This is a genomic window from Terasakiella pusilla DSM 6293 (assembly GCF_000688235.1).
GTDB classification, from domain to species: domain Bacteria; phylum Pseudomonadota; class Alphaproteobacteria; order Rhodospirillales; family Terasakiellaceae; genus Terasakiella; species Terasakiella pusilla.
Genome location: NZ_JHYO01000002.1, coordinates 162,797 through 177,213 on the forward strand (window position 1 = coordinate 162,797; position 14,417 = coordinate 177,213).

General features: G+C 49.8%; 14 protein-coding genes. All 14 read right to left on the reverse strand.

Going from position 1 to position 14,417, the window contains the following annotated elements:
• Positions 1–6: 6 nt before the first annotated feature.
• The 14 genes from Q397_RS0102105 to boxC all read right to left on the reverse strand — a co-directional run bounded on the left by Q397_RS0102105 (position 7) and on the right by boxC (position 14,261).
• Positions 7–1,560, reverse strand: a complete 1,554-nt coding sequence (locus Q397_RS0102105) for a formate dehydrogenase beta subunit (protein ID WP_028878005.1) — start codon at positions 1,558–1,560, stop codon at positions 7–9.
• A complete protein-coding gene (locus Q397_RS0102110; RefSeq protein ID WP_028878006.1) occupies positions 1,557–2,027 on the reverse strand; it encodes an NAD(P)H-dependent oxidoreductase subunit E in 471 nt (156 codons plus the stop codon). Before Q397_RS0102110 ends, Q397_RS0102105 begins: the two co-directional genes overlap by 4 nt.
• Positions 2,028–2,142: 115 nt before the next feature.
• A complete protein-coding gene (locus Q397_RS20665) occupies positions 2,143–3,036 on the reverse strand; it encodes a LysR family transcriptional regulator (RefSeq protein ID WP_038012649.1) in 894 nt (297 codons plus the stop codon).
• Between the two features lie 21 nt (positions 3,037–3,057).
• Positions 3,058–3,969, reverse strand: a complete 912-nt coding sequence (locus Q397_RS20670; RefSeq protein WP_169737955.1) for a helix-turn-helix transcriptional regulator — start codon at positions 3,967–3,969, stop codon at positions 3,058–3,060.
• 95 nt (positions 3,970–4,064) lie between these two features.
• Positions 4,065–4,637, reverse strand: a complete 573-nt coding sequence (locus tag Q397_RS0102125) for a hemerythrin domain-containing protein (RefSeq protein WP_028878007.1) — start codon at positions 4,635–4,637, stop codon at positions 4,065–4,067.
• Positions 4,638–4,649: 12 nt separating this feature from the next.
• Positions 4,650–5,366 carry an ABC transporter ATP-binding protein gene (locus Q397_RS0102130; RefSeq protein WP_038012651.1) on the reverse strand — a complete coding sequence of 239 codons (717 nt, stop codon included), beginning with the start codon at positions 5,364–5,366 and terminating at the stop codon, positions 4,650–4,652.
• Position 5,367: 1 nt separating this feature from the next.
• Positions 5,368–6,123: an ABC transporter ATP-binding protein gene (locus Q397_RS0102135; protein WP_028878009.1), complete on the reverse strand. Its 756-nt coding sequence runs from the start codon at positions 6,121–6,123 to the stop codon at positions 5,368–5,370.
• On the reverse strand, positions 6,116–6,982 hold the full coding sequence (locus Q397_RS0102140; protein WP_240475010.1) for a branched-chain amino acid ABC transporter permease: 867 nt from the start codon (positions 6,980–6,982) through the stop codon (positions 6,116–6,118). The genes Q397_RS0102135 and Q397_RS0102140 overlap by 8 nt, the downstream gene beginning before the upstream one ends.
• Positions 6,983–7,151: 169 nt before the next feature.
• Positions 7,152–8,012, reverse strand: coding sequence for a branched-chain amino acid ABC transporter permease (locus Q397_RS0102145; protein WP_028878011.1), 861 nt, complete (start codon positions 8,010–8,012; stop codon positions 7,152–7,154).
• Between the two features lie 67 nt (positions 8,013–8,079).
• Complete coding sequence (locus tag Q397_RS0102150; protein WP_028878012.1) at positions 8,080–9,276, reverse strand: ABC transporter substrate-binding protein; 1,197 nt, start codon at positions 9,274–9,276, stop codon at positions 8,080–8,082.
• A gap of 48 nt (positions 9,277–9,324) precedes the next feature.
• Positions 9,325–9,774, reverse strand: coding sequence for an acyl-CoA thioesterase (locus Q397_RS20675; RefSeq protein ID WP_051609622.1), 450 nt, complete (start codon positions 9,772–9,774; stop codon positions 9,325–9,327).
• Positions 9,775–9,786: 12 nt separating this feature from the next.
• A complete protein-coding gene (gene boxA, locus Q397_RS0102160) occupies positions 9,787–11,013 on the reverse strand; it encodes a benzoyl-CoA 2,3-epoxidase subunit BoxA (protein ID WP_028878013.1) in 1,227 nt (408 codons plus the stop codon).
• Between the two features lie 89 nt (positions 11,014–11,102).
• Positions 11,103–12,575: a benzoyl-CoA 2,3-epoxidase subunit BoxB gene (gene boxB / locus Q397_RS0102165; protein WP_028878014.1), complete on the reverse strand. Its 1,473-nt coding sequence runs from the start codon at positions 12,573–12,575 to the stop codon at positions 11,103–11,105.
• 36 nt (positions 12,576–12,611) lie between these two features.
• Positions 12,612–14,261, reverse strand: coding sequence for a 2,3-epoxybenzoyl-CoA dihydrolase (boxC, locus tag Q397_RS0102170; protein ID WP_028878015.1), 1,650 nt, complete (start codon positions 14,259–14,261; stop codon positions 12,612–12,614).
• Between the last annotated feature and the right edge of the window lie 156 nt (positions 14,262–14,417).

Consider the following 14,417-nt stretch of genomic DNA (forward strand, 5'->3'; position numbering starts at 1 on the left):
ACCCTCTTACGACCGACAGTCGGTTTTTGAATAAAAATCATTTGGAAAATTCTGGATGGCACTTTCGACGGGAAGCGGGGTTAACCCGCCCATGGCGCACAAGGACCCGTCTTTCATCAACTCACATAAGTCTTCTAAAAGGTCGAGGTTGGTTGCGACATTGTCACCGGCAATTACCCGGTCCATCGTTTCCAGTCCGCGCTGGGCACCGATCCGGCACGGCGTGCATTTACCACAGCTTTCAATGGTGCAGAATTCGAAGGCAAATCGGGCTTGTTGTGCCATATCGACACTGTCATCGAAAATGACAACGCCGCCATGCCCTAAAAGGGCACCGCCTTCTGACATTTCTTCATAGCCCAACGCGAGATCAAATTGGTTGTCGCCAAGGTAGGCGCCCAAGGGGCCACCGACTTGGACAGTACGCACGTCGCGACCGCTTCTTGTGCCTTGTCCATAATCATAAATCAGTTCGCGTAACGTCAGGCCAAAGGCTTTTTCAATAAGGCCACCCTGTTTGACGTTGCCACTCAGTTGAAAGGGCTGTGTGCCGCGTGAACGTCCAATGCCGAAGCTTTCATAATAAGCGGCCCCTTTGGCAAGGATGATGGGCACGGTTGTCAGGGAAAGAACATTGTTAATGACAGTGGGTTTGCCAAAAAAGCCGCTGAGCGCGGGGATGGGCGGTTTGGCACGGACAAGACCGCGTTTGCCTTCCATACTTTCCAGCATGGATGTTTCTTCTCCGCAGATGTAGGCTCCGGCCCCTTTGCGCACTTCTAGTGAAAAAGAGAAATCGGCCCCCTGAATATTATCGCCGAGCCAATTGTTGTCATAGGCGATCTGGATCGCTTTTTCCAGCATGCGATGGGCGTGGGGATATTCTGATCTTAGATAAATGTATCCTTCCTGTGCGCCGACGGCGTAGCCTGCAATGGCCATGCCTTCGATCAGGCTGAAGGGGTCGCCTTCCATGATCATACGGTCGGCGAACGTACCGCTATCGCCCTCATCGGCATTACAGCAGATATACTTAACATCACTTTCGGCACCAAGGACGGTTTGCCACTTTATGCCGGTTGGGAAGCCTGCCCCGCCACGTCCGCGTAATCCACTGTCACGCACGGTCTGGCACACATCGGCAGGCGACATTTTCAAGGCATTTTCTAGGCCATTAAAGCCGTCGTACGCTCTATAATCTGTAAGGCTAAGCGGGTCTGTGAGGCCACAGCGGGCAAAAGTGAGGCGTTCCTGCTTTTTAAAAAACGGAATTTCTTCGGTTAAACCGTGACAGAGGGGGTGGTCGTGTTTTTCCCAGAACTTTTCTTCAAACAGAGAGGGGACATCTTCACATCCAACAGGCCCATAGGCGATACGTCCGTTCGGGGTTTCTACCTCAACCAACGGCTCCAGCCACAGCATGCCGCGTGAGCCATTGCGAATAATCTCGATGGGGAGATTGTGTGTTTCAGCCTGTGTTTGCACCAACGCGGCAACCTCATCAGCCCCGACAGACAGGGCGGCGGCATCTTGCGGAATGAAAATTTTTACTGACGTCATGCGTGGGGTGTCCGCTCTAGCGTGAGGAGGTGATCAAAACGCTTAGGCGTTACACGACCATAAAGCTTTTCCTTCATCATAACAGAAGGTGAAAGCGCGCAGTTGCCAAGGCAATAGACGGCTTCGATATGAAACTCAGTGTCTGTGCCGTCTTGGGTCAGGCGCTTTTGAATATGCGAGACTAGTTCTTCTGATCCGGAAGACTGACAGGCTTCTGCACGACAGACTTTGATGGAAAAGCGACCATCATGTTCTTTCTTAAAGTCGTGATAAAAGGAAATGACGCCGTCGACTTCTGCTTTTGATAGGTTTAGGCTATCACATATATGGTCGATTGCCGCAGGGGGAATATGGCCCAAAGCGTCTTGTATGTCGTGCAGGAACGGCAGGAGCGCGCCTTTTTTGTCTTTGAACTTCTGGTGAAGATGTTCTGCGAAAAGATCTGACCATTCTGTGAAACGAGTCATTTTTTGGGAAGCCTTATAGCCTAGTTTTAAACTTCCAAAATTTAACCAAAAGGAACAGATCTGACAAATTTAAATGTTGGATAGTGTGATAGGTTTTGTCTATCACTTTTTGGATTTAGTCTTGATCGTTGAAAAGACCTTGGCGTGCAAGTTTGACAACGGCTTGGGATAGATGGGTCGATGGTTCCCCCTCAAGCGCGAGCAAGCCCACAGAATGTGAGACAACCGGATCAATGAGTTTTAGGGAGACAATGTCGGTTGCATGATCGCTGACATCGAAAAACTGTGACGGGATGATAGAGGCACCCAGCCCGTTTTTAACGTTGTGAACCAGGTTGCTGAGGGAGTTGCTTTCGATCATCGGGCGGATGTTTATACCGGCCTCAATGAAAGCAGCATCTGCAAGCTTGCGGTTTTGCATGTTGGGAGTCAGCAGTCCCAGTGGATATTTTGCCGCATCCGCCCATGAAATATGGGACAGCCCCGGTGCGATGTCATTGCGATGGACAAGGCAATGATATTCTTCCTGATATAAGTTGATGGTTTGTAAGGTGTTGGAAAGGGGCGTATCCACGTAGGAAATCCCTAAGTCCAGTTCAAAATCAAGCAGGCTGCGGGTCAGGTCCGGTGCGCTCATGCTTTCGATTGTGAATCTGAGTTCAGGATATTTTTTGTTGAGTTTTTTTATGAAGTGGGACGCGTAGGTCAGGGCGGTGGGAATGACGCCCAATCTAAGTCTGCCGCTGAGCTTTTCGTTCTCTGCTTTGAGAGACGCTTTCAGGTTTTCATGTTCTGCCAGTATGCGTTTGGCATATTCCAAAACGGTGTAGCCATCGGGGCTTAAACCAATAAACTTTTGTTTACGGTCAATCAGCTTGACGTTTAGATGTTCTTCTAACTGGCGCAGGCCATTGGACAGGGTGGGCTGAGAGACATTGCAAGACTCTGCTGCCCGGCCAAAATGCTTTTCTTTGGCAAGGGCGCACAGATATCTGTATTTCTGGATCATGGGTTTTGCGCAACGCACATCTTATGTGCTGCTTTCAAGGTAAGGGCGCGTGGTTTCGACCAGTTCAGACAGGCAATGGGTGATGTTGCGATCGGAGGTATCCAAGGTATAGTTCGCCAATTTATATTCAGCTTCCCTCTCTCCCAAGATTAAGCGCAGGTCTTCCAAGGCTTCTTTATTGCCTGCCATCGGACGCATATCGCCCTGATCGATGACGCGTTGCATATGTTCTTCCGGTGAGGCCTTGAGCCAAACGGAATAAAAACTATCCAGCAACAGGTTGAATGTGTCTGATTGGGAAACAAGACTGCCGCCGACTTCTAGGACCATTGTGGGATGGTCTTGGATCACTTTTTCAAGGGCTTGCATTTCATAGCGGCGAAAGGCGCTTTGGCCCCGCAAAGAGATCAACTCACCGATATTCATTTGTGCCAGTTCTTCAATTACTTCCCCTAAGCGAATGAACGGGACACGGAATTCGTCTGCCAGCAAGCTGCCAAGGTGGGTTTTGCCTGCGCCGCGCAACCCGATCAAGGCGACGCCATGACCGCGTTCGATCTTCTCGCCAAAATGATCTTTCAGGACGGCAAAAGCTGATTTTTGATCCTCAAGATCGAGGTTGCGCATAAAGTTGAGCAGGGTCGTATTGATGGAACGTGCAGACGATTCCGGCAAAAGATCGGAAATTTCCACATCCAAGGCATGGGCAATGCGCCACAGCAAAGCAATGGAAATATTGGCTTTACCTGTTTCGGCCTGAGCAAGATAGCGTTCGGAAACATCGGAATGCCGCGATAAGTCTTTTCTAATCATTCCTCTGCGCGATCGAATGACTTTAATCTGCTCACCGATACGTGCAATATATTTCTCTAATTCCGTGTCTTCAGAGGCCAGAGAGGTTTCTTTTTTAGATTTGCTGTGAGACTGTGTCATTGGCATATCAATCGTTTCTGTTCTTTACTGCACTATACTTCCCATGCTTACTTCAGGTGAGCGTTCTTTTGCAAGATTTTCGTCAAAGAATTTACCTAGCCTAACCCATGGGGGGAGGGGGCACGGTTGACAATCTGGCTGAGCAAATTTTCGTACATGCTTTGTGGCGCATCCCCAAAGACCGGATCGTCATGGTCTGAAAAGATTTTATCTAATTCTTCCCATGTTTCGACGGAGAGGCTTTTTTGTGCCTGAGGAAGGATTTCTTTTTCTTCGGTTGCCATATGTTTCCACTCGAAATCTCGATAGGCTTGTGCGATCTGCAGATAGACGTCCAGATGTTTCTTTGGGTCTTCTTTGTAAGCAAGAAGAGCTTTGTCCATTTCATCCAGCAAATCTACCCCTTTTTGATGTTCACTTTCAAGTTTTTCAATTATAGGGGAGAGGTCAGGACGGGCTTTTAAAAGGGCGGGGAACAGGTGTCCGTCTTCTTTGGGGTGATGGAACTGGTAGAGGAAGGATCGGCAATAGGTGTGGACCTGATCCAGCAATTCCAAGTCAGGGTTTGTAGGGTCATTTTTCAAATCCGTGAGAACGCCCACAAAACAATTGATGATCGCGGCAAGGCGACGGTGTTCTGTGCGAATGATGGTGATCGTTTTTTGCATATTTTTACCCCCTTATACACCGATGTGCGTTGCAAGAATTTCAGGATTTTCACGCAATTCATCGCTGGTTCCCTCAAAAACGATATTGCCTTTGACAAGGATGATGTTTCGGTCTGCCATGTCCAGAATGGGGCCGATATTTTTATCGACGATGATAGTTGAAATTCCATCGTTTTTAATGATTTGGATAATGCGCCAGATTTCTTCGCGAATGAGAGGGGCGAGCCCTTCTGTCGCTTCATCGAGGATCAAAAGCTCCGGGTTTGTCATGAGGGCGCGCCCGATGGCGAGCATCTGTTGCTCCCCACCGGAAAGCTGTCCGCCCATATTCGTTAAACGTTCAGACAGACGTGGGAAGGTTTCCATTACCCGCTCAAAGGTCCAGCGGCTTGTACCATCCATCCCCGGGCGGGCGGGCATTTCCAGATGTTCACGCACACTCAGGTTATGAAACATCCCACGACCTTCCGGGACATAGGCGAGATGTCGTTTGATGATGTTGAACGGCCGCGCGCCGGTCACATCCTGACCAAACACTTCCACGCGGCCTTCTTTGGGGGGGACGAACCCTAAGATGGAGCGCAGGGTGGTTGTTTTACCCATGCCATTGCGTCCCATCAAGCTGACGGTTTCGCCTTTTTTAACGTTAAAATCGACCCCATGGAGGACGTGCGAGGCCCCATAGTAAACCTGAAGGCCTTCTGCTTTGACAATGTAATCTGTGTCCATCTTAAAATCCTCCTTCACTACCAAGGTAGGCTTCTTGCACTTGTTGGCTGGAACGTATTTGATCGGGTGTGCCTGTTTCTAAAACCCGACCATTGACCATGACGGTGAGACGGTTTGCGACAGCAAAAACCGCATCCATGTCGTGTTCGATCAGGAGGAGGGTATAGTCTTTCGCCAAATCCTTGATGAGCTGGACCAGCATTTCTGACTCTTCTTTCCCCATACCAGCCATTGGCTCGTCCATCAGGAGAAGACGGGGTTGAGTGGCAAGCATCATGCCGATTTCAAGTTGGCGCTGTTCGCCATAGCTCATGGAAGACGCAATGACATCTTTTTGTGCTAAAAGACCGCATTTTTCCAGACTGGACAGGGTGAGTTGCTCGACCTCTTTCATGCGGCGTGCGGGTCTGAAAAAACGCATGGACGTTTTTTGACGCGATTGAGCCGCAAGCCAGACATTCTCAAAACAGCTGAGTTTGGGGAAGATATTGGTTTTCTGAAAGCTTCTGCCCAGACCGTAATGGGAAATGACATAAGGCGGCAGGCCGGTTAAATCCTTTCCTTCAAACGTGATGGTCCCTTCTGTGGAGGTCATGTCACCAGACAGCAGGTTTACAAGGGTACTTTTACCCGCACCGTTGGGGCCGAGGATGGCGTGGACTTCGCCTTTGACAAGCTCAAGGTTAACTTTATCGACCGCGACCAGACCGCCAAATCGTTTGGTGAGGTTTTCAGTTTTTAAAATCGTTTCAGCCATTGTCGTTGTCTCCGGTCTGGATGTGTTTGTTTTTCTTTTCAAATCTTTCCACCAACTTCAGTAAAGCGCCGCCGATCCCGTTGGGTAAAAACAGCACAACACAGATCATTACGGTGCCCATCAGCATCAGCCAATGGTCCGTAAAGCTTTCAAAGAAGGAATGGAGAATTTCAAAAACAAAGGCACCGAGTGCAGGACCAAAGATGGTACCTGCGCCGCCCATGATAACCATCATCAACGCATAGCCGGAGGTATGCCATCCAAGTTGAGACGGGTTGACGAAGCCATATTGGGTGGCGGCGAGAAAACCGGCAAGACCAGCCAGTGTTGCAGCAATGACAAAGCTTACGATTTTGTAGCGTGTGGTGTTGTACCCAATGGCTTTTACGCGGTGCTCATTTGCATGAATACCGACAAGCACCTGCCCAAAAGGGGATCTTAGCAGCATCCGCAAAATCAGATAGACCAACGCCATACAGGCCAGACAGACATAGAAAAGGGTGTGTTTGTCTTCGAGGTTGAGCAGTTGCAGATCCCCCAACATCACGGCGGGTTTCATCATGATGTAAAGACCGTCAGACCCGCCTGCAAAGTCTGAATCGTTGAAGAAATAGTATGCCATTTGACCAAAGGCCAAGGTGACCATAATGAAATAGATGCCTGAGGTTTTTATGGTTAAAAATGCAACGATAAGACCCAAGACGGCGCAACTGGCAAGGACGGCAGGAAGCACAATCCAAATGTTTGCCGCGTCATATTCTGGTGAAATAAGCGCGAGTACATAGCCAGCCAAGCCAAAAAACAAGGCATGGCCCATACTGACAAGGCCACTTACACCGACAAGGAGGTCGAGGCTCATTGCTAAAATTGCTAAAATAATGATGGAGGTCAGCTTTTGCATGTAAAAGCTGGATTTAGATCCGAAAATTAAGTCGCCGTATAAAGGGTAGCATAGCATCAGAACAAAGAGGATTCCTAGGAATAAGGAGATCGAACGGGGAGTGTTATACATAAAGAACCTCTTATTTCTAAGCGAACAGACCGCGTGGTTTTACAAGAAGGACAATAGCCATCACGAGGTAGACCATCACGCTGGCAAGAGACGGGATCAAAATCGGACCAAAGGTGCTGACCAGACCGACCAGCATAGCGCCCCAAAATGCGCCTTTAATGGAACCGATGCCGCCAATGACAACCACCACAAGGCAGATGATCAGGACACTATCGCCCATACCGGGGTAGACGGAGCTTAAAGGGGCAGAGATCATTCCCCCAAAACCGGCGAGCGCAACGCCTGCCGCAAAGATGATGGTAAAGAGGGTGCGCACGTTGATGCCCAGCGATTCAACCATTTCGCGGTTGCTGGCCCCGGCACGAATAGTCATGCCAAGGCGGGTCTTTTGAATGACCCAGTACATCGCCACAGCCAACACCAGACAGATGGCGGAGACACTTAGACGGTAGATCGGGTATTGCATGGTATCTGTTAGCGTGATCGAGCCGGATAGCAGATCCGGTATGGGAACGCCATGGGTGTCATTTCCCCAGATCAGGCTTTGCAGATCGTTTAGGATCAAGATCAGACCAAAGGTCAAGAGAACTTGAAACAGGTGATCTTTTTTATACAGGTGATCAATCAGAAAACGTTCAATAATAATCCCTACAACCAACATTACGGGAAGACCAAGAAGTAGCGCGAGACCGAAACTGCCTGTCCAGTCGACGAATGCATACGTCAAATAGGCGCCGATCATATACATCGCACCATGCGCAAGGTTGATGACCCCCATAATCCCGAAGACCAGTGTTAAGCCACTTGATATCAGGAAAAGTAATAAGCCGTACTGCACGCTGTTGAGCAGTTGAATAAGGATGGTTGTGAAGTCCATGTTCCCCTCCAAAGATTAGAAAAATACGGGAAGACCAAAGACGTGATCTTCCCGTAAAGCCGCGGGCTTATTGTGCCATTGTGCAGCCGGTGGCCGGGTCATCTACTGCTTCGGCAGCAATTTTGACGACCACGTTTTCACCATTCTTCACTTCGCGGAGGTACATGTTTTGCACAGGGTTATGTGCTTTTGAGAAATGCCAAGGGCCACGGGGACTGTCGATCTTCACAGCCGCCAGTGCCTTGATGAAAGCGTCCTTGTCGCTTGTGTCACCTTTGAGGGAGGCAAGGGCCTGCACAAGCATTTGACCGGCATCATATCCTTGTACGGAATAGATATCGGCTGTCGCGCCATAGGCATCTTGATAGGCTTGTTGGAAGGCTTTGTTTTTCGCGTTGTCCAATGTCTCTGTGTAATGCAGCGTCGTCATAACGCCTTCCGCAGATTGACCTTGGGCAGTAAGGGTGCCGTCTGTCATGAAGCCGGAGCCTAACAGTGGAATGCTCTTTTTAATCCCGGCAGCGTCATAGTCTTTGACGAATTTTACCGCACCGCCGCCAGCATAAAAGGCAAAGACCGCATCTGGTTTAAGCGACGCAATTTCCGTCAGGTAAGCTTGGAATTCGACTTTCGGGAAGGGGGTCAGAAACTGTTTGACGATTTCACCGCCTGCCGCTTTGAACCCTTCTTCAAAGGCTTCCAGTGACTCTTTACCAAAGCTGTAGTTCCAGGCAATGGTTGCGATTTTGCGATAGCCTTTCTCATAGGCCATTTTGCCCATGGGATAAGCAGTCTGCCAGGCACTAAAGGATGTGCGGAAGATGTTTGGGGCACAGAATTGGCGTGTCGCCGCATTCAGGCCTGCATTTGGAATAATCATAATGGCGCCTTCTTGACGTGCCATTTTGAGCATCCCCATAGCGACACCGGAATGGACAGGGCCGATCACCACATCCGCCCCTTCGCCATTGATGAGACGGTTCATGTTTTGAGGCGCCTTACCGGGGTTGGCTTCCGAGTCAATGGTGACGAACTCGACATCTCGGCCGCCCAATTTACCGCCATTTTCGTTGATCGCCAGTTCCAGACCTTTTGTGATGGCATCACCAAGGGCCGCATAGGTTCCTGTGTAAGGGAGCATCACGCCCAATTTCACAGGTTCCGCTGCAAATGCACCGCCAGACACAAGTGCGCCCGCAATCCCTGCAAGCGCGATCTGTCGGAATTTACGAGTAAAGCCTTTGTAGTTAAGTGTATTTTTCATACGTAAAGTACCTCCTTGTTAAAAATAAGCTCGCACGATTTATCGTTATTATTGCGAACCAGCAGCCTGAACGGTGCCGCCAGCTTCAATGTAGCTTTCTATGTTTTGGCGAAAATCGTCAGGAATGGGGATGGATGTCATTTCTTTATTGTTGACAAAACAACAGGTTAATTGCGCCTCAAAAGACACAACATCATCGTCACGCAGACCGCGTAAGTGAAAGGTGATGGATGCCGTACCCAGTCTTTTGATCAAAACTTGGGTATGCAGTTTATTTCTGGGGGTCAGCGGTGCTTTAAAGTCGATATTGGCATTGACAAAAGGGGTGCCGGTTGAGTGGTCCATGTTGAGGACGTACCAATCGGTTTTGCACACGCCCTTAAACCATTCTTCAATGGCTTCTAGGCAATAGTCGAGAAAACGAACGGTGTAGGCAATATTTGCGGCATCTGTGTCGCCCCAAAGGATGGGACGGCTGTGGGTAAAGGGCACTGTCATGTTTTTTCTCTGTTAGTATGTTTCGACATGGTAGCGACCGTTTTCCCGCATGGCGGTGCGCAGCGTGTCCCAGTTCAGCCCGTTGCCTTCGCAAATTTTTGAAAAGGCTGCTTCAACGCCGATTTCCATGCCTTTTAAACCGCATAGATAAATGAAGGTGTTGTCATCTTTCAGCCATTCCGCCACGTCGGACCCGCACTTTAAAATGCGATCCTGCACATATTCTTTTTCCTGATCCGGCTCGCGTGAGAAACAGAGTTCTTTGCGGATGAGGCTGTTTGGCAGTTTTTGCAAGGGGCCGAAGTAAGGTAGGTCGCCTTTGGTTCTTGCGCCAAAGAACAGCATCATTTTGCCGGGATCACCGGGGGAGCGTTTGCGTCTGCGGCGTTCTGTCATCGCGCGGAAGGGCGCGGACCCTGTGCCTGTACAGATCATCATGATGTTGGCTTCCGGATGGTTCGGCATCAGGAAGGTGGAGCCAAAAGCACCCGTCACTTGCACTTCGTCCCCTTTTTGCAGGTCACAGACATAGTTGGACCCAACGCCTTTTTGCAGTTCGCCATCTTCTTCAAACAACACGCGTTTTACCGTTAAAGACAGGTTGTTGTGGTTGGGGCGTTCGCCGTCCCGGGGACTGGCGACAGAATAAAGGCGCATGTTGTGAGGTTTGCCGCGTCCATCCACACCGGGGGGGATGATGCCAATGCTTTGACCTTCCAAAACCGGAAAGGCGGTTGAGCCGAAATCCAGTACAATGTGATGAATGTCTGAATCGCTGTTTTCAGACGTAATTCGATAATTGCCAGCGACTTTTGCGATTGCCGGATTTTCGCGCGTGTAGATATTGATGAAGGGGTGAGCGGCGGAGAAAGGCGGTTTTACCTTACCTTGTTGACCCTGATGGGCGACATCCAGAATGGCTGTGGCTTCATCTTCAAGGGCTTCGTGGTCGGCATTTGTTCTTGTCTCAGCATTTGCTGCAGGTTCGGCGTCATCTGGAAGCTCGTCCCAGCTAAATTGTTCTTCCAGTGAATAGGGGGTCGTTACCATGCGCCAATGATCGATTGCACCAGTGGGGCACGGGGCAATACAGCTCATACAGTAATTACACTTTTCGACATCAACCACATAATTGTCTGCATTATGCGTGATCGCACCATCAATAGGGCAATTCTCTTCGCATGTGTTGCAGCGAATACAAACCTCTGGATCAATCAAGTGTTGGCGAATAGCGCTCATTGTCCACTCCTGGAGTTGGGATTATTAAAAGTTAGTGGCGACAGGAGAGCCCTCATTGGGAGAAAGCGCTCTCCTGTCACAGGGAGACGTTAGTTGGAGGAGCCGTAAATTTTGACGTACTCAAAATCACCGGGCTTGGAGTTGATGCCGACCTTTGGTGCCGCAATCCAGGTTGCGTATTCCCCTTGGCGGTATTCCGGTTGCATCAATTCTTTCAGGAACAAAAGGTCAGCTTCGTTTGGCAGGTAGTCAAATTCCTTGGCTGTCCATGTTGCTTCGTCAACAATTTCACCTTCCGGTGTGATGAAGCTTTCTGCAAATTCACCAATTCGGCGGTTGAAGCCCATGTGCGGCATCTTCAGATCGAAGTCGATCCCCATCTTTTTGATCAATTTGTTCCAGCGTTTCACACCACCAGCAGCGTCATTGATGTAATCGTAAACCAGACGGGCGTTTACAGCGTTCAATGCAGGTTCTGTTTCCTGAACGATCTGCCCGTCCACCACGCGCCAGACATCAAATGTGGCATCGTGCAGTTGGTGGTCATCGTCAATTTTGGTTTCTTCAAAGCGCCCTTTTAGACCCGCTTCAAAGGCAGAGGCACCGTTTGTGGACACTTCAGCGCCAAACAGATCTTCTGTGACGGAAACGTGGAAGTTCAGTTTCTTTTGAATTGTCGGCAGGTCAATCACGCCCAGTTTACGAACGGCTTCAATGTCGTACGGATCAGTGATCCCGGCATCGTTCATGGCCTGACAGGTTTTTTCAACAACCCGCGAGACACCGCTTTCGCCCACAAACATATGGTGTGCTTCTTCGGTCAGCATGAAGCGGCAAGTGCGTGACAGCGGATCAAAGCCACTTTCTGCCAGCGCCGCCAACTGCATCTTGCCATCACGATCTGTAAAGTAGGTAAACATGAAGAAAGACAGCCAATCCGGTGTTTCTTCGTTAAAGGCCCCCAGCAGGCGCGGGCGGTCTTCGTCACCGGAGCGACGTTGCAGCAGGTCTTCCGCATCCTGACGGCCTTCTTTACCGAAATATTTTTGCAGCAGATACACCATTGCCCACAGGTGGCGTCCTTCTTCCACGTTCACCTGAAACAGGTTGCGCATGTCATAAAGAGAAGGGGCGGTTTTACCCAGATAGCGCTGTTGTTCAACCGAGGCTGGCTCAGTATCGCCCTGAATAACGATCAGGCGACGCAGCAGGGAGCGATATTCGGCAGGGACTTCTTGCCACGCCGGTTCCCCTTTATGTTTGCCGAAGTTGATTTTTCGACCTTCTTCTTTCGGGGCGAGCAGAATGCCCCAGCGGTATTCCGGCATTTTGACGTGGTCAAAGACAGCCCAGCCCTGCGGGTCAACGCCAACGGCGGTCCGCAGGTAAACTTCTGACTCTTGGAAGCCTTCCGGTCCCATGTCTTTCCACCAGTCAATATAGTTGGGCTGCCATTCTTCCAGTGCCTTTTTCAGGCGGCGGTCATTGGAAAGATCAACGTTGTTCGGGATAAGGTCGTCGTAGTTAACCTCAACGAGGTCCGCACGGATAGATTCACTCATAAGTGCACTCCTAAACTTTTTAAGTAACTGTAAAAATTAGACCCGATTAAAATCGTAAGAAGGGCGCGTTCCTGTGCCGTACAATTTCAAAGCGCCGTCGTCTGCAACGGCATTCGGTCGTTGGAAGATCCAGTTTTGCCAAGCGGTCAAACGCCCGAAAATCTTGGTTTCCATGGTTTCTGGACCTGCAAAGCGCAGGTTTGCTTCCATGCCGGTCAAGGCATCCGGGGAATATCCGACGCGTTCCTCGAGGAACAGGCGGACGTCTTCTTCCCAATCGATATCATCATAGGCATCGGTCACCAGCCCGAGCTTATTTGCTTCGGCACCATTGATCTCCTGACCGATCATGGCTTTGACGCGTTCCACGGTTTCCGGCTCCCCAAGGAAGCGGGTTTCCAGGCGGGTGAGGTCGTTGCTCATGGGCATCATGGCAAAATTAAAGGCGCTGAGTTTGATTTTCGCTTCCGGTGTGTCGTCGCCTTCAATTTGACCGTCCAGCATATAGCTGCGATCGGCTGCGAAAATCAGTTCGGCCAAAATGCCGACAAAGCAGCTTCCCGGTTCGATCAGGGTCACAAGAGTACGTGAGGTCATGTCAACGCGTTTCAGCGTACGTTTCCAATAGAGGATGATTTCACGCATCAGCCAGTCATCGGCGTTGTCTTCTAAAAGCTTTTCATAAGCTTCGATCAAAGAGCCGTTTCCAGATGTTTTAAAGATGACGGTGCCAATTTCTGTTTCATTGGTGCGCAGGTGAAGCAGTGCATCATCGAACTGGCGGCAAAGCGCCAACGGCCAGAAGTCTGCGCCTTGTGCATGGGCGCCAGCAAGGTCGGCTGGTGCGGCGTCTGTTGGGGCTTTTAAGGTCACTGTTGCGACACGGCCAGAACGGTTGATTTCGATATCAATCAGGTCGTACTGGACGCGATCGCCATCAATTTTGCGGTTTAACGGCGTGAAAGTAACGCCTTTTGCATCGGACGGGCGATCAGAGTCTGCGGCAAAGGCATGGGCGCGTTTTGCAACTTCTTCTTCGAAGATAGACCCTTTGATGCTTTCATCAACCAAGCGCCAATCGACGGCACGTTGACCGCGCGCGCCTTCTTCGATGCTGCAGAAGATATCTGCGCGATCCCGGCGCACTTTACGTTTATCGACCACGCGTGTCAGGCCACCTGTGCCGGGCAAGACGGCAAGCAAGGGCACTTCGGGCAGGGAAACGGTTGCGCTGCCATCATCAATCAACATGATGTAATCTGTCGCGAGCGCTAGTTCGTAGCCACCGCCAGCAGCGGTGCCGTTGACCGCAGAGATATAGCGCTGATGGGAATGTTCAGACGCATCTTCGATGGAGTTGCGGGTTTCGTTTGTGAATTTACAGAAGTTTACTTTATGGGCGTGTGAGGACTTGCCAAGCATACGGATGTTGGCACCGGCGCAGAAAATACGGTCTTTGCCAGAACGCATAACGACGCTTTTGATTTCAGGGTGTTCAAAGCGCAAGCGCTGGACAGCGTCATAAAGTTCAATGTCGACACCAAGGTCATATGAATTCATTTTCAATTCATAGCCCGGTTTTAATGTGGCTTCAGCGTTGACATCCATCGTGAGGTAAGCGACGGGGCCGTCAAAGTCCAGTTTCCAATGTTTGTAGTCCTGGGGGGATGTTTGAAAGTCGATCAACGGGAAACTCCTTGTTAAATATGTCTCTTAATCTTCATGAAATATAATGCATTATATTTACCGTAACAATACATAAAATGCATTTTAATGCATTTTGAAGTTCGTTTGAAAATTATCATTTAAAATCAGGGCTTTGACTTCTCTTTAAATTCCAAA